The organism is Shewanella sp. 3_MG-2023 (assembly GCF_030548765.1).
GTDB lineage: Bacteria > Pseudomonadota > Gammaproteobacteria > Enterobacterales > Shewanellaceae > Shewanella.
On sequence record NZ_JAUOSH010000016.1, the window covers coordinates 37313 to 53531 of the forward strand.

Sequence of the window (16219 nt, forward strand, 5' to 3'; positions counted from 1 at the left end):
GGAGTCTATTTTGAAAAAGATGTTAAATCGCGCGTTAGTAACAATGGCATTTTTAAGTGCACCTATGATGGCACATGCTGAAAAAATTGCTGTGGTTGATATGGGCGAAGTATTTGAGCAACTGCCTCAACGTGAACAAATTTCACAGTCACTAAAAACTGAGTTTGGTGATCGAGTTGCTGACGTACAAAAAATGCAAGAACAAATGCGTACATTAGTTGAAAAGCAACAACGTGATGGCGCGTTAATGAGCGAAAGTCAAAAAACTGAGCTTGGACGTGAAATGGAATCACTAAAGTCTGATTTCCAATTAAAAGGCAAAGCACTTGATGAAGATATGCGTCGTCGTCAAGGTGAAGAGCAAAACAAGCTTTTAGTTAAAGTACAAGAAGCGATTAATACTATTGCTGCAAAAGAGTCTTATGACATCGTATTGCAACGTGGTGCAGTTATCTACGTTAAGCCAGATGCTGATATCAGTGATAAAGTTGTTCAAGCGTTAAGTAAAGGCAACTAATGAAAACCGTGACTTTAAAAGAGCTTGGTCAGCTATTAGGCGCATCTGTTAAAGGCGACGACACTTTGGTGATCACCAGTGTTGCGACCCTAGAAGATGCCGCCTCAGATCAACTTTCTTTTTTAGCCAATAGTAAATATCGTGCCCAGCTTGAGACCTCTCAAGCGGGTGCGGTGTTATTGAGTGAAAAAGATGCCGAAGATTACAGCGGCAATGCTTTAGTGTTAAAAGACCCATACGTGGGCTTTGCACGGGTAGCACAACTTTTAGATACCACCCCAAAAGTTACCAAAGGTATCCACCCCTCGGCACAAATCGATGCCTCAGCGCAACTGGGCGAGAATGTCGCTATAGGGGCTAATGTTGTCATCGATGCCAATGTCATTATTGGTAATGACGTACAAATTGCTGCAGGTAGTGTTATTGGCGAGCAATCTATCATAGGTTCTGGCTGTATTTTAAAAGCCAATGTGACTTTTTATCATGATGTGATTGTTGGTCAGCAATGTATTTTTCATTCTGGTTGCGTGATTGGTTCTGATGGCTTTGGCTATGCGAACGAGCGCGGTAACTGGATCAAAATCCCACAAACTGGTGGTGTAAGAATTGGCGATAATGTAGAAATTGGCGCCAATACCACAGTAGATCGTGGTGCTTTATCTCATACAGAAATTCATGATGGCGTTATCATCGATAACCAAGTTCAAATTGCCCATAATTGTGTTGTCGGCCAAAATACCGCTATTGCAGGAACCTCATTCCTAGCCGGTAGTGCGACTCTTGGTAAGTACTGTATTATTGGTGGCGGTAGCGGTATCGCAGGCCATTTGAAGGTTGCTGACGGCACCCATGTCTCTGGCAGCACCAATGTGACAAGCGAAATTCGTAAACCAGGTTTGTATTCATCTGCTACAATTGCAATGGATAACAAATCATGGCGTCGCAATACTGTTCGTTTCCGTCATTTAGATGAATTATTTAATCGCGTCAAAGTGATTGAAAAGAAAATACAAGATTAGAAGTCATGGCATGATTGCCATTGCGAGGAATTAGCGTGTCAAACCAATTAAATACCATGGATATTGAAGAGATCCTTCAGTATCTTCCTCATAGATACCCTTTTTTGTTAGTTGACCGTGTTCTAGATTACACCGTAGGTGAGTCTTTACATGCGATTAAAAATGTCACCTTTAATGAGCCTTTTTTCCAAGGTCACTTCCCAGTTAAACCAGTAATGCCTGGTGTATTAATCATTGAAGCGATGGCCCAAGCAACAGGTTTGCTTGCATTTAAAACCATGAGTCCAGATCCATCACCAGATGTCTTATATTTACTTGCTGGTATTGATAAAGCACGTTTTAAGCGGGTGGTATCTCCAGGTGATCAGATTCATTTCCACGTTAAAATGATTAAAGAGCGCCGAGGAATTGGTGTATTTGAAGGACAAGCATTCGTCGATGGCGAGCTAGCCTGTTCAGCCGAAATCATGTGTGCACGCAGAGAGATCAACAAGTGATTGATAAGTTAGCATTCGTTCACCCAGACGCAAAAATTGGTAACAATGTCACGATTGGCCCTTGGAGTTATATTGGCGCTGACGTTGAAATTGGCGACGATACTTGGGTTAGTTCACATGTCGTTATCAAAGGCCCAAGTGTCATTGGTAAAGGCAATCGTTTCTTCCAGTTTTCTTCAATTGGCGAAGAATGCCAAGATAAGAAATATGCTGGTGAGCCAACAACTTTAATCATGGGTGATAATAATATCATTCGTGAAAACGTGACTATTCACCGCGGTACCATTCAAGATAATAGTGAAACCCGTATAGGTTCAAATAACCTACTTATGGCTTATGTGCATATCGCTCATGACTGTGTGTTAGGTGACAATATTATCATGGCAAATAATGCTTCTATTGCAGGCCATGTACATGTTGGTGATTGGGCTATTTTAGGTGGCATGACTGGTGTACATCAGTTTGTACATATTGGTGCCCATGCGTTTACTGCAGGCTCTTCAACCATCTTTCAAGATGTGCCGCCATTTGTGATGGCAGCCGGTAGCCCAGCTATCCCAAGAGGTCTGAACGTTGAAGGTTTGAAGCGCCGAGGTTTCACTAAAGAAACCCAACATGCTATTCGTCGTACCTATAAATCGCTATATCGTAAAAATTTAACGATTGAAGAAGCATTAGCTGAAATTACTGAAGACGCTGAAGCCGATGAATACGTTAAAGGCATGGTTGAATTCATTAATGGTTCATCTCGCGGGATCATTCGATAGTATTGATAATGACAAATAATACCCCTCGTGTATTTGCTATGGTCGCCGGAGAAATCTCCGGCGATATTTTAGGCGCAGGCTTAATTAAGTCGCTACAAAATCACTACCCAGATGCGCGCTTTATTGGCATTGGTGGTCCTCAAATGGAGGCTCTTGGTTTCGAGAGCTTTTTTTCGTTTGAAGAGCTTGCCGTTATGGGGATTGTTGAAGTGTTAGCAAGGCTGCCGCGTTTACTTAAAGTGCGCGCCAGTTTGATTGAGCAAATTTGTGCAGCAAAACCTGATTGCTTTATTGGTATTGATGCGCCAGATTTTAACCTTGGGGTTGAACTCAAGTTAAAAAATAAAGGCATAAAAACGGTCCATTATGTGAGTCCGTCGGTCTGGGCTTGGCGTCCAAAACGTATTTTCAAAATCGAAAAAGCCACCAATATGGTGTTGTCGTTATTACCTTTTGAAAAAGCGTTTTATGACAAACATCAGGTGCCATGTACCTTTGTCGGTCATACTTTAGCGGATGATATTCCGCTTGAAAGCGATAAGTTAGCTGCCCGTAAACTGCTGGGTTTAGACCCTAATGCAGAATATTTAGCCATTTTGCCTGGATCTCGCGGTGGTGAGCTAAAACAGTTAGCTGAACCTTTTATTAAAGCGGCGCTGATTGTTAAGCAAGCTTATCCAGATATTAAGTTTGTCACGCCACTGGTTAATAAGGCCCGTAAGGAGCAGTTTATTGCCGCCCTTGAGCTGTATGCACCAGATTTGGTTATCGATTTAATTGAAGGGCAATCAAGGGAAGTCATGGCCGCAGCTGACGCTATTTTACTAGCATCAGGCACTGCAGCACTTGAAGCCATGCTGGTTAAAAGGCCTATGGTGATGTCTTATCGGGTTAATGCGCTGACTTACAAAATTGCTAAACGCATGATGTTAGTTGAGCATTACTCTTTGCCAAACTTGCTCGCGGGCAAAAAGCTTATTCCTGAAATTGTTCAAGATGAGTGTAATCCTGAGAATATTTCAGCTGCAGTGATTGAGCAGTTAAATGCAGATTTTACGCCGCTTAAGCAAGAGTTTGAGCAAATTCATCGCAGTTTACGCTGCAATGCCAGCGATAGAGCTGCTGACGCGGTAATTAACTTACTCGATTAATATCAGTAATTTTTAAAGCCTGATTGAGTGATGTTATTCGCTCAAGCAGGTTTTTTTATGGCAATTTTAGAGGTGATTTGTGAGTCGTATTCCTGCAGTAATAAAGGGTATTACCCCCGAACAAGTTGAATACATTAGCCGCGGCGTGGTCGCGGGTGTTGATGAAGTTGGCCGAGGCCCATTAGTGGGTGATGTGGTTACCGCAGCAGTTATTTTAGACCCTAATAATCCGATATCAGGCTTAAATGACTCAAAAAAATTAACTGAAAAACGCCGTGAATTGCTATTTACTGAAATCAGTGAAAAAGCCTTATGCATTAGTGTCGGCCGTGCATCCCCATTAGAGATTGATGAACTTAACATTCTCCATGCCACCATGCTGGCTATGCAGCGGGCAGTGCAAGGCTTAACTATTACCCCAGAGCGAGTGTTGGTGGATGGGAATCGTAGTCCAGAGTTTGGAATCGTTAGTCATGCCATTATCAAAGGTGATGGCTTGGTGGCAGCAATAAGCGCCGCATCGATTATTGCCAAGGTAACCCGCGACAGGGAAATGGCTGAGCTTGATGCCAGATATCCACAATATGGGTTTGCCAATCATAAAGGTTACCCAACTAAAGCCCATTTTGAAGCATTAGCACAACATGGGGTATTAGCTGAACACCGCAAAAGTTTTAAACCAGTCATGGCAGTACTGGCAAAATCTGAATCTTAAACCGCTTTGGTTATAACAATATAGCATTAGACAGCATCGCCAAGTATTGCCTACGGCATTGGCGCTGTTTAATCGGCTTATTTAGCGATGATAGCCCTAATCTGTTCTATTAAATTTGGGGTTAGTTTGTTAATCTGGCTAGCAGTTTTTTCCTTTTAATCACGCATTTCAAAGATACTATAATCTATGTCCGATCCTCGTTTTGTTCATCTTCGCGTTCACAGTGATTTTTCCATGTCAGATGGCGTGGCAAAAGTTAAACCTATTATTGCCAAAGCCGAAGAGCTTGGAATGGGGGCGCTAGCGATAACAGATCAAAATAACTTTTGTGGTCTGGTAAAGTTTTATGGTGGCTGTCATGGGGCAGGGATCAAGCCGATTGTTGGCGCTGATTTTTGGATGAAAGTCCCAGGTTTTGAAAAAGAGTTTTGCGCCTTAACTATCATCGCCTTAGATAACGACGGTTATCAAAATTTAACCCAGCTCATCAGTGAGGCCTATTTACGTGGCCAAATAGATGGGCGAGTGGTTATCGATCAAGAGTGGCTGATTAAGTTTAATAAAGGCATTTTGATTATTTCTGGGGCGAAAGAAGGCGATGTTGGTAAGGCATTATTAAAAGGTAACCAAACCCAAGTTGATCAGCTGATAAATTTCTATCAAACCCATTTTGAAGATCGTTACTTTTTAGAGCTTTTGCGAACTGGCAGAGCTGATGAAGAACGCTATCTGCACATGGCGGTAAAATTAGCTTCTGATCGCAATCTACCTGTTGTGGCGACCAATCAGGTGGTCTTTTTAAAGGCCGATGATTTTGAATCCCATGAAATACGGGTGGCGATCCATGACGGTTTTACTTTAGCTGATCCTCGCAGACCGAAAAAATACAGTAAAGAACAATACTTACGCACAGAAGAAGAAATGTGTGAGTTATTTGCTGATATTCCATCAGCACTGGCAAACAGTGTGGAAATCGCCAAACGCTGTAATGTGACTATACGTTTACACGAATATTTCTTGCCTAACTTCCCAACGGGCGATTTGACCATTGAAGACTTTCTCGTCGAAGTGTCGGAAAAAGGCCTAGAAGAGCGGCTGGAATTTTTATTCCCTGATGAACAGGTACGTTTAGAAAAGCGTCCCGAGTATGATGAACGCCTAGATATTGAGCTAAAAGTGATTAACCAAATGGGCTTCCCTGGTTACTTCCTTATTGTAATGGAGTTTATTCAATGGGGTAAGGATAACGATATTCCTGTTGGACCGGGTCGTGGATCTGGTGCGGGCTCATTAGTGGCATATGCACTAAAAATTACCGATCTTGACCCACTAGAGTACGACTTACTGTTTGAACGTTTCTTAAACCCAGAACGTGTCTCTATGCCTGATTTCGATGTCGATTTCTGTATGGATAGACGTGATGAAGTTATCGATCACGTTGCTGAATTGTATGGCCGAGATGCGGTATCACAAATTATTACCTTTGGTACCATGGCGGCAAAAGCTGTGGTACGGGACGTTGGCCGTGCACTCGGTCACCCCTATGGTTTTGTTGAACGGTTAACAAAAATGATCCCTGCAGAGCCCGGGATGACTCTGACCAAAGCCTTTGAAGTGGAGCCATCATTACCAGAAGCGTATAACGCTGATGAAGATGTCCGTGAGCTGATTGACATGTGTCGACGACTTGAAGGTGTTACTCGTAATGCCGGTAAGCATGCTGGTGGCGTGGTTATCTCACCGACAGTTATCACTGATTTCTCGCCCCTTTATTGTGATGCTGAAGGCTTAAACCCAGTAACGCAATTCGATAAAAATGATGTAGAAACCGCAGGGCTAGTTAAGTTTGATTTCTTAGGCTTAAGAACCCTGACCATTATTGATTGGGCGCTGCAAATGATTAACCCGCGCCTAGCAAAGCAGGGCAAAGAGCCCGTCAGGATTGAGGCCATTGACTTAACCGATCCTAAGTCGTTTAGATTACTTCAGCGCTATGAAACCACAGCGGTATTCCAGTTAGAATCCCGTGGTATGAAAGATTTGATTAAACGTCTGCAACCCGATTGTTTTGAAGACATGATTGCACTTGTGGCACTGTTTCGCCCAGGCCCATTGCAATCAGGCATGGTAGATAACTTTATTGAGCGTAAGCATGGCCGTGAAGCGGTCTCTTACCCTGATGCAGAATATCAACATGAGTCATTAAAAGAGCTGTTAGAGCCAACCTACGGCATTATTTTGTATCAAGAACAAGTGATGCAAATTGCCCAGGTTCTTGCCGGTTATACCCTAGGTGGCGCGGATATGTTACGCCGTGCAATGGGTAAGAAAAAACCAGAAGAAATGGCAAAGCAGCGCGGCACCTTTAAAGAGGGGGCTATCAATAACGGTGTTGATGGCGACCTGTCGATGAAGATCTTCGACTTGGTTGAAAAATTCGCCGGTTATGGTTTTAACAAATCTCACTCAGCTGCCTATGCACTGGTTTCCTATCAGACCCTATGGCTTAAAACCCATTACCCTGCCGAGTTTATGGCGGCGGTAATGTCAGCAGATATGGATAACACAGATAAAATCGTTATCTTAGTCGATGAATGTGAACGCATGGGCATACCGCTTATTCCACCGGATGTGAATAAAGGCTTATTCAAATTTACCGTTGATGACGAGCTTAACATTGTCTACGGGATCGGTGCGATTAAAGGGGTTGGTGATGGCCCAGTGGAATCGATTCTCAATGCCCGAAAAGACGGACCATTTATTGATTTATTTGATTTCTGCGCCCGAATTGATCTTAAAAAGCTCAATAAACGCGTCATCGAAAAACTGATTTGTGCCGGTGCATTAGACAGTTTAGGTCCGCACCGCGCGGCGATGATTGCCACCTTACCAGAAGCGATTTTGGCCGCGGCCCAGCATGCCAAAGCTGAAGCTATTGGCCAAAACGATATGTTTGGCCTACTTAACTCTGAACCAGAAGACAATAAACAAAACTTTGTTGAATGTACTCCTTGGCCTGATAAAGTTTGGCTTGAAGGTGAGCGTGATACTTTAGGTTTATACCTTACAGGTCATCCGATAAATCAATACTTAAAAGAGCTGAAGCAGTACACTTCAGGGCGTTTAAAAGACGTCCATCCGACTGACCGCGGTAAAACCATGAAGGCCGCGGGGCTAGTTATTGCCACTCGAGTGATGGTAACCAAACGTGGCTCAAAAATGGGGCTGGTGACGTTAGATGATAAAAGCTCACGCTTAGAGGTGATGCTATTTACTGAAGCGTTTGAAAAGTTTAATCACTTGCTTGAAAAAGATAAAATTTTGATCTGTGAAGGTGAGGTCAGCTTTGATGATTTTGCTGGTGGCAATCGCATGACTGCCCGTAACATCATTGAAATTGGCGAGGCTCGTAGCCACTTTGCCAATGCAGTGGAAATAAACATTACTGCTGATGACATCAATCAAACTTGGCTTGAGCAATTTGAGCAAGCATTAACGCCATGGAAAAACGGCAGTGTGCCGGTTATCATTAATTATCAGCAGCAACAAGCAGCAGGCCAATTACGCCTTGGTGATGAATGGCGGGTGAATCCAACCGATGAACTGATGCTGGCAATTGAAAGTCTAGTGGGCTCTAAAAACGTCAAAATCGTGTTTAATTAATTTAGCAAACTGGCTTTGGTTTCGGGCTCACATTGCTGAGCCATTTGGGCAATAGAGGCATCCATTGAGCGTAGATATTTGCAAAGCGATACAAGCGCATGCGCTAGTGCTATTAAACGCACAGCCTCAGGCTAAGTTAGTATTAGCTTACAGCGGCGGGGTTGATTCTGAATGCCTTGCCTATGGTTTAAGCCAGTTTGCCCAGCAGCACCCTAATATCCCTTGCTTATTAGTCCATGTTCATCATGGGCTTAGTGACAATGCAGAGCATTGGGTCAATCATTGTCTCACTCAGGCTAAGCACTATCAGTTACCCATTCAGATAGAACGTGTAGCGATTAATAAAGCTGCGCGGCAAAGTTTAGAGGCGCTCGCCAGAGATGCCCGCTATAACGTCTTCAAAAAATACCTTAACCAAGGCGATATATTACTCACCGCCCATCATCAAGATGATCAACTGGAAACCTTACTGTTAGCCCTCAAACGTGGTCAAGGGCCCAAGGGCTTAGCGGCCATGGGCGCCATGCAGCCATTTAATCATCAAAGTTGGATTGTTAGGCCGTTACTTGATGTTACTCGCCAGCAAATTGAAGCTTTTGCCAGTGATAACCAACTTAAGCACATTGAAGATGAAAGTAATCAAGATGAGCAATTTGACCGTAACTTTCTGCGCCATGACATCATTCCGAGATTAAAAGCTCGCTGGCCAAGTATTGCCACCACCGCATCACGCAGTGCTAAATTATGCGCTGAGCAGCAGCAAGTGATTGAAGATGAAGTTGATACGCGCTTACCCGCATGGCTTGATACAGCAACACCATTTGAGTTGCCCGCTTTTAAATTACAGCAATTGTCAGACCAAACACCTCAATGGCAAGCCCTGTTGCTGCGGGGCTTTATTCAATCTTTAGGGTTTAATTTGCCGTCTCAATCGCAGCTGGAACAAATTTTACAGCAGCTGATCTATGCCGCTGATGATGCCAAGGTGGATATTTTTTGTGGTGATTACTCAATAAAGCGTTTTGCTGGCAAGGCATTTGTGGTGCCTGTTAGTAATGAAAAGCCAGATGATGTTGAGTTGATTGGCAATATTCAGTCATTGTGTACTGGCAAGCAATTGAGTTTAACCGTGCAGATGAATCAGCTAGCTGACTGCGCTATTGGTTTAACGCAAACGGGAGTAAGACTAAGGTTAGCGACAACGGAGCAAGTGACTATCTCATTTGGCGCCAAAGGCAGTATTCGCTGTCAGCCGCATTTTCGTGATAAAGGCCGTGAGCTTAAAAAAGTTTGGCAGGAGCTAGCCGTGCCACCTTGGCAAAGGCATAAAATACCGCTTATTTTTTACAATGACACCTTAGTTGCCGCCATTGGTTTTTGGGTTGATAAACGCTATCTTGCCAGCCATAACGAGTTAGGCGTTTGTTTGCATACTTAATTTAAAGCCGTTTTTACCCGCGGCTTTTGCTGCATACAACGCCATATCTGCAGTTTCATAAAGTTTGTCTTGGGTTTGTGGTGGTAAAAACTCAGCCACCCCAATACTGCATTGCACCTTAAATGCACTGGTTAATGGGTGGCTATTTATTGCCGCAATAATACGTTCACACAAAGGTGTCATCGTATGTTCTTTTCCTTGGGCTATAATTATAAATTCATCACCACCAATTCGAAATGCTTGGTCAGTATTGCGGATAGCATCATTTAATAAATCAGCAAACTCTTTTAATACCGTATCCCCCAGTTTATGACCATGTTGATCATTGAGGTTTTTAAAGTTATCTAAGTCCAGCACAATCAGAGAAATATCAGCTTGTTTTCGGTTAGCTCTTGCCAGTGCACTCTTAATACTTTGCCGATAATAATAGCGATTACCTAGCCCAGTCAGGGCATCAAACATCGCTTGGTTCGACATCTGCGCATATTGGTAGGCATTATGTAATGGCTGATTGAACAGTTCTTCTAAGGTGTTTAACAATCTTGTTTGACTTGGTGTCAGTGGCGTAGATAAGTAATATTTAATGCTATAGGGCTCACCAAAACCGGTGATCACTCGCTGAATACTGAGTCCCTGGCAACGACCCCAATTCAGTTTTAATTGGTGATTAAGCTGGATGCCGCGGATCGGCAAAACTTGTCCGATGCTTTTGCCATAGCGGGCAAAAACGCTTTCAGGGTCTAAATTTGAGTGTAATTGCTGTAACACTGCCAGTAAATTAAGCCTAGGTTCTTCATCGGTTGTTTTATAATAAGCTTCTGATTTACTTATAGTTAACTTCGGGTATGGTTGTGACGTTACTGCGTAGTCCATAGCTATTATCCCAATGATGATTTCAAGTTTCTAATTGTTATTCGTTTGATAAATTTATTAAGCAATAACTATGCCTGTTATTTTTTGTTTACCATTTTCATAAGGTTATTGTTAATTTGCCACTTTGTTAATAGACTGTTTATCTAATCGTTATTTTATTGACTCGGAGAACATGCCTTTATGGAGCACAGTATTTTCATCCATATTCTCTCAATGCTAGTCATTGCGATTGTGGCAATTTCTTTGTTACGCCGAGTTGGTTTACCGCCAATCTTAGCTTATCTGCTAACCGGGGTTTTCAGCGGGCCTAGTGGCTTTCATTGGTTTACTCAAGCGCAAATGCATTCAGTGGCAGAATTGGGTGTGGTGCTGCTGATGTTTAGCCTAGGGTTAGAGTTTTCGGTTCCTAAGCTCTGGTCTATGCGCCGCACAGTATTCGGTTTAGGCAGTGCTCAGGTGACATTCACCGCATTAATTGCCGGTTTAGTCGCCTACTTATTCGGTCAAAATATGGTTGCTGCTGTGGTGATTGGCTCTGCTGTGGCGCTATCATCAACGGCGATTGTGCTAAAACTGGTTAATGATCAAGGCTGGATGCGTCGCCGACATGGCGAGCTCTCTGTCAGTGTGCTGTTATTTCAAGATATTGCCGTGGTACCGCTACTGATTGTATTACCTTTGTTATCTCCTAGCAGTGAAGCCATGGGCGCTGTTGAAATCGCTTGGGGGCTGTTCACTGGTATTTTGGCCTTTTTAGCATTGATGTCATTTGGTAAATGGATTTTACCGCGTATTTTTGATGAAGTAGCCCGCTCTCGCTCTAACGAATTGTTTGTATTATCAACCTTAGTGGTGGTGTTAGTTACTGGGGCGTTTACCCAGTGGCTGGGATTATCCATGGCGTTAGGTGCCTTTATAGCCGGGATGCTGTTAGGGGAAAGTCAGTATCGACGTCAGTTAGAAGCGGATATTAGACCATTTAGAGATTTACTGATGGGACTGTTTTTTATCTCCATCGGTATGCTATTAAATTTTGCTATTGTTGTTGAGTTTTGGTGGCAAATTTTATTAATCCTCATTGCAGTGTTAATGACCAAAATCTTAGTGGTGTTTGGTTTATTAAAGCTTGGGGGCGAGCAATTTAAAGTGGCATTAAGTACGGCTATCAGTTTGGCTCAAGTGGGCGAATTCAGTTTTGTGGTATTAGCCTTGGCGGTTAATTATCAGCTATTAGAAACTCAAATGAGTACCATTTTAGTGATGGTGGCGGTGTTATCCATGTCCATCGCACCTTGGTTAGTCAGGCATTGTGTTGATATTGCGGCAAAAATTGAGGGTAAAACCAATAGTAAAGATCAAATGGATGAAGAATTCATTTTACCCAGCCCTGATGATGGCGACTTGGTATTAATATTAGGTTATGGCCGTGTAGGGCAAACCATTGCGCGTTTTTTAAAAACCGAAGCGGTGCCATTTGTGGTGCTGGACTTAGATCCCAAACGTGTTTCTGAAGCCCGCGCTGCAGGCGAGCCGGTCTATTTTGGTGATGCCTGTAAAATGGGCTTGTTAAAGCAAATTGGTATTCGCCGAGCCAGCATGGTGGTGATCACCTTTGGTGAGTCAAGGCAAGTTGAAGACTGCTTAGCATTATCACGTAAATTAGCCCCTGAAACTAAAATTATTGTTCGCACTACAGATGATGCTGAATTAGAAAATTTAACAGAAGCTGGCGCCACTCAAGTTATTCCAGAAAAGCTCGAAGGCAGTTTAATGCTGGTGTCGCAAGTGCTGTATAAATGTGGCGTGCCGCTACCAAGAATTATTAAACGTTTAGAGTCTGAGCGCCGTAATCACTACCAATATTTACATGGTTTTTTCACTGGCGCCGAAACCGACTTTACCTTGGAACTGCTGCATGCTGTGGCGTTAGATACAGGTGCAGATGCTATCGGCAAGAAACTCACCGATATTGACTGGTCGCAGTTTAGTGTTGAAGCACGAGCTGTTAGACGTAAAGGTGAGGAGATAAGTCCACCGCCGGATGATTGGGTGTTTGAGCGCCGTGACATTGTGATGGTGGTAGGAAAACCCCGTGCAATTGAAGCCATTGAAGAGCACTTATTACAAGGCTAGTTGCAAGGCTAGCATCAATTAGCTTACGCACTCTATGATATTAGCCTTAAAAAAAATAATTAAAGCGCATGTCACGGTAGAATTTTACAGGCATCTTCCATAGAATGGATGGTTACGCTCGTTGTTGTGTAGCCATCTTTTGCTACTGCTCGTATGGAATAATGCATGTCTGCCAAATTGTTTAATCTTCCAATAAAAATTACCTTAGAACTTGTTGCTAAGCTATTTTCATCTACTCAACTGCAAAAGGCGCAGAATTATTTGATTGAAGGGCGGGTACTCGACGTTCACGCCAGTCAAGATAACCACAATGTTGAATCCTATGTGGTAGGAACCGCCACCGAGCCTTATCGTCAAGACATCAGCTTGGTCAATGTCAATCATAAAATCGTGATGAAATCTCATTGTACTTGCCCTGTTGCTAGCAATTGTAAGCACGTTGCCGCAGCGTTACTGGCGTTAGTGGATAAAAAGCCAGTTGAAGAGCAGCGTCTTAGCCAATGGATTTTACAATTAGATAAGCAAGATACCCTCACACAGACCGAAGATGATGAAGATAAAGAACGGATAATCTTTGTGTTATCAAGCGATCATCATGGTATTTTTGTTGAGTTTAAACGCAGTAAATTAAACAAAAAACTGCAGTACAACAAAGGCAGTAAAGTTGCGTTAAATGATGTGAAGTATCATCTGCCATGGTGGATTAACGCTGAAGATAGCCAAATCATCAGCTTATTATTATCGTCTTCAAAAAGTGCCTCAAAAATCTATCTTGAAGGTGAAATTTGCGCACTGGCATTAAATAAGATGATCCAACTTGGCAGTTGCTTTTGGGAAGAAAGCCGCACCCCAATTCAGATGACCCGCGCATTAACCCCAGACTTTATTTGGCAAGAAACTGATACCCGTCATACGCAAATCAGTATGACCATGCCTGAGCTTGAAAACTGGGAGTTTATTGCCACCAATCCACCGATGTTTATGGATTTAGACTATCTAAAGATTGGTCATTTGGATACTGACTTAAGCGTTGAAAAATTAAAGCTATTGCAACAAATGCCGCCAGTGCCATTAGATAAAGTCGACGATATCAGCGATAAAATGTTGCGTCACTTTTCCCCTAAAAGTGTCCCTGTACCCAGTGAAATTGAATTTTATGAAATTGAGCAGCCATTAGTCGCAAAGCTGACTTTTACCATGGTGCAATTAAGCGACAGCGCAGTTATGCAGCCGGTATTACAGCTGCAGTTTGGCTATGGCGATATGCTGTTGTCAGGCAAATTAGCTCGCGAAAAAATCACCTTGATTAAGCAAGGTAAAGTCCAGTATCAAATTCATCGTGATCCTGAGCAAGAAGCGCAAGTGGTGCAGATACTACAAAGCTTGCAATTGCAACTTATTGATAACAGCCTGCTGACTTATAATCATGCCAGTAGCTTTTACAGTTTAGGCTTAATGCCTGATATGGTGAATGAGTGGGCCCAGCTCACCACCTTTGGGGTGATGACCTTAGAAGACTTAGGCTATAACGTAGAGTTTGCCCCAGAGTTTGACCTTAATATTGTTGAAGCCGACATTGAAGTTGACCTTGACGATGATGAAGACAGCGGCTGGTTCTCACTGTCACTTAATGCTGATATTGATGGCCAAAGTGTACCTTTATTAAGTTTAGTTGCCCGTTGGCTGCAGCAAAATGGCGAGCCAGATGACGAGCAGGAGCTCATTCTGCCAGGGCCTAATGGCCGCTTTGTGAAGATTAAAGCCAAAACCATTAAACCGCTTATTTCGGTTATCCAAGAGTTATTCCAGCGTGGTGGTGGCGACCAACTAGAAGTCCCTCGCAATCGGGCTGACTTATTGAATGAGTTATCAGAAAGCGATATTCGGTTACTTAATGGTGAGCGCGTTAGACAGTTAGCCAATAAACTTACCGAGTTTAAAGGCATAGAGTCAGCGCCGCTGCCAGAAGGGCTTAATGCCACCTTACGTGACTATCAAAAGCAAGGTTATGACTGGCTGTGTTTCTTAAAAGAATACCAATTAGGCGGTATTCTTGCAGATGATATGGGGCTAGGTAAAACCCTGCAAACGCTCGCTTTTTTACTTAAAGCGAAACAATCAAAGCAACAAAGCAGCGCAGTTAATCCACGGGCATTTAGACCTAGCTTAATTGTTTGTCCCACCAGTTTAGTGGGCAACTGGTTTAAAGAAGCACAAAAGTTTACCCCAAGTTTAAAAGTGCTGGTGGTACACGGCAGTAAACGTCAGGCATTACTTGAGCAGATTGCAGATTACGATGTGATTGTGACCACTTATCCTTTGATCTTGCGTGATGAATTGTTCTATAGCGAATACAGCTTTGAGCATATTATTTTAGATGAAGCACAGCAGATTAAAAATGCCCAAGCAAAAGTCACTCAAGCGCTTAAAACCTTCAAAGGCCAATTTAGATTATGCTTATCAGGTACGCCACTTGAAAACCATTTAGGCGAGTTAAAATCACTAATGGATTTTTGTTTACCGGGATTATTAGGTCAGCATAATTACTTTAATAAAGAATTTAGAGGCCCGATTGAAAAGCAAGCTGATACTGAAAAATCGGCGATATTGCTCAATCGTATTGCGCCGTTTTTACTGCGCCGCACCAAAAGCGAAGTAATGTCGGAGCTACCAGAAAAAACCATAATCATTCAAACCTTAGAGTTAGAAAAAGATCAGCGTAATTTATATGAAAGTATCCGTTTAGTGATGGAGAAAAAATTACGTGAATTGTTTGCTAAACAAGGTGTATCAAGCAGTCACATTGAGTTTTTAGATGCATTGCTTAAACTACGCCAAGCCTGTTGTGATCCACGCTTAGTGAAGCTAGAGCAAGCGCAGTACGTCAAAGATAACGCCAAACTCACTTGGTTGACTGAAAATGTACCCGAGATGGTTGAAGAGGGCCGTAAAATCCTTATTTTCAGCCAGTTTACCGGTATGTTGGCGCTAATTGAGCAAGAATTGATTGATTTAGGCATAAGCTATAGCAAGCTTACAGGGCAAACCCGTAACCGTCAGGTTGAAATTGACGCCTTCCAAGAAGGTGAAATTCCGGTGTTTTTGATTAGCCTAAAAGCGGGCGGCACAGGGCTTAATTTAACCGCCGCCGATACCGTGATCCATTTTGACCCATGGTGGAACCCGGCTGCCGAAAAGCAAGCCACAGATAGGGCGCACCGTATCGGTCAGCTCAACCCTGTATTTGTGTATAAACTGATTGCCCAAGGGACGGTAGAAGAAAAAATTCAAGAGATGCAGCAGCACAAACAAAGCCTAGCTGATAGCATTCTTGCAGGCAGCGCTAAAAGCCAGTGGACAGGTAATGCAGATGATTTACTGTCACTGCTTCGCTAGTCGCTAGTCGCTAGTCGCTAGTCGCTTGTTAGTAAGTCATTGATGGGGTT

Annotated in this window: 11 protein-coding genes; 10 read left to right on the forward strand and 1 reads right to left on the reverse strand. The window is 43.0% G+C overall.

Going from position 1 to position 16219, the window contains the following annotated elements; all coding sequences use genetic code 11:
- Positions 1-19 precede the first annotated feature (19 nt).
- The 8 genes from Q4591_RS10795 (at position 20) to tilS (ending at position 9767) form a co-directional block, all read left to right on the forward strand.
- Positions 20-517, forward strand: a complete 498-nt coding sequence (locus tag Q4591_RS10795) for an OmpH family outer membrane protein (RefSeq protein ID WP_102439646.1) — start codon at positions 20-22, stop codon at positions 515-517.
- Positions 517-1536 carry a UDP-3-O-(3-hydroxymyristoyl)glucosamine N-acyltransferase gene (lpxD, locus tag Q4591_RS10800; RefSeq protein WP_102439645.1) on the forward strand — a complete coding sequence of 340 codons (1020 nt, stop codon included), beginning with the start codon at positions 517-519 and terminating at the stop codon, positions 1534-1536. The genes Q4591_RS10795 and lpxD overlap by 1 nt, the downstream gene beginning before the upstream one ends.
- A gap of 35 nt (positions 1537-1571) precedes the next feature.
- Positions 1572-2033, forward strand: coding sequence for a 3-hydroxyacyl-ACP dehydratase FabZ (gene fabZ / locus Q4591_RS10805; protein ID WP_076542894.1), 462 nt, complete (start codon positions 1572-1574; stop codon positions 2031-2033).
- Positions 2030-2800, forward strand: a complete 771-nt coding sequence (gene lpxA, locus Q4591_RS10810) for an acyl-ACP--UDP-N-acetylglucosamine O-acyltransferase (RefSeq protein WP_102439644.1) — start codon at positions 2030-2032, stop codon at positions 2798-2800. Before fabZ ends, lpxA begins: the two co-directional genes overlap by 4 nt.
- An 8-nt stretch (positions 2801-2808) precedes the next feature.
- A complete protein-coding gene (gene lpxB / locus Q4591_RS10815; protein ID WP_303461032.1) occupies positions 2809-3951 on the forward strand; it encodes a lipid-A-disaccharide synthase in 1143 nt (380 codons plus the stop codon).
- Positions 3952-4039: 88 nt separating this feature from the next.
- Complete coding sequence (gene rnhB, locus Q4591_RS10820; RefSeq protein ID WP_241900949.1) at positions 4040-4666, forward strand: ribonuclease HII; 627 nt, start codon at positions 4040-4042, stop codon at positions 4664-4666.
- A gap of 186 nt (positions 4667-4852) precedes the next feature.
- Entirely contained in the window at positions 4853-8329 is a 3477-nt protein-coding gene (gene dnaE, locus Q4591_RS10825) for a DNA polymerase III subunit alpha (protein WP_102476170.1), read from the forward strand.
- 64 nt (positions 8330-8393) lie between these two features.
- On the forward strand, positions 8394-9767 hold the full coding sequence (tilS, locus tag Q4591_RS10830) for a tRNA lysidine(34) synthetase TilS (protein WP_102476169.1): 1374 nt from the start codon (positions 8394-8396) through the stop codon (positions 9765-9767).
- Here tilS and Q4591_RS10835 read toward each other — a convergent pair.
- A complete protein-coding gene (locus tag Q4591_RS10835; protein WP_303413644.1) occupies positions 9744-10640 on the reverse strand; it encodes a GGDEF domain-containing protein in 897 nt (298 codons plus the stop codon). The genes tilS and Q4591_RS10835 overlap by 24 nt on opposite strands.
- Positions 10641-10820: 180 nt before the next feature.
- Here Q4591_RS10835 and Q4591_RS10840 point away from each other — a divergent pair, with 180 nt between their 5' ends.
- Together Q4591_RS10840 and Q4591_RS10845 are read left to right on the forward strand one after the other, a co-directional pair.
- Complete coding sequence (locus tag Q4591_RS10840; protein ID WP_102439639.1) at positions 10821-12773, forward strand: monovalent cation:proton antiporter-2 (CPA2) family protein; 1953 nt, start codon at positions 10821-10823, stop codon at positions 12771-12773.
- Positions 12774-12938: 165 nt separating this feature from the next.
- A complete protein-coding gene (locus tag Q4591_RS10845) occupies positions 12939-16169 on the forward strand; it encodes a DEAD/DEAH box helicase (RefSeq protein ID WP_102439638.1) in 3231 nt (1076 codons plus the stop codon).
- Positions 16170-16219 lie beyond the last annotated feature (50 nt).

Bases quoted from the DNA above. Each gene is read 5' to 3' on its own strand.
- lpxD (WP_102439645.1), top strand. From the start codon at position 517: ATGAAAACCGTGACTTTAAAAGAGCTTGGTCAGCTATTAGGCGCATCT.
- Q4591_RS10840 (WP_102439639.1), top strand. From the start codon at position 10,821: ATGGAGCACAGTATTTTCATCCATATTCTCTCAATGCTAGTCATTGCG.
- Q4591_RS10835 (WP_303413644.1), bottom strand. From the start codon at position 10,640: ATGGACTACGCAGTAACGTCACAACCATACCCGAAGTTAACTATAAGT.
- lpxB (WP_303461032.1), top strand. From the start codon at position 2,809: ATGACAAATAATACCCCTCGTGTATTTGCTATGGTCGCCGGAGAAATC.
- Q4591_RS10845 (WP_102439638.1), top strand. From the start codon at position 12,939: ATGTCTGCCAAATTGTTTAATCTTCCAATAAAAATTACCTTAGAACTT.
- dnaE (WP_102476170.1), top strand. From the start codon at position 4,853: ATGTCCGATCCTCGTTTTGTTCATCTTCGCGTTCACAGTGATTTTTCC.
- Q4591_RS10795 (WP_102439646.1), top strand. From the start codon at position 20: ATGTTAAATCGCGCGTTAGTAACAATGGCATTTTTAAGTGCACCTATG.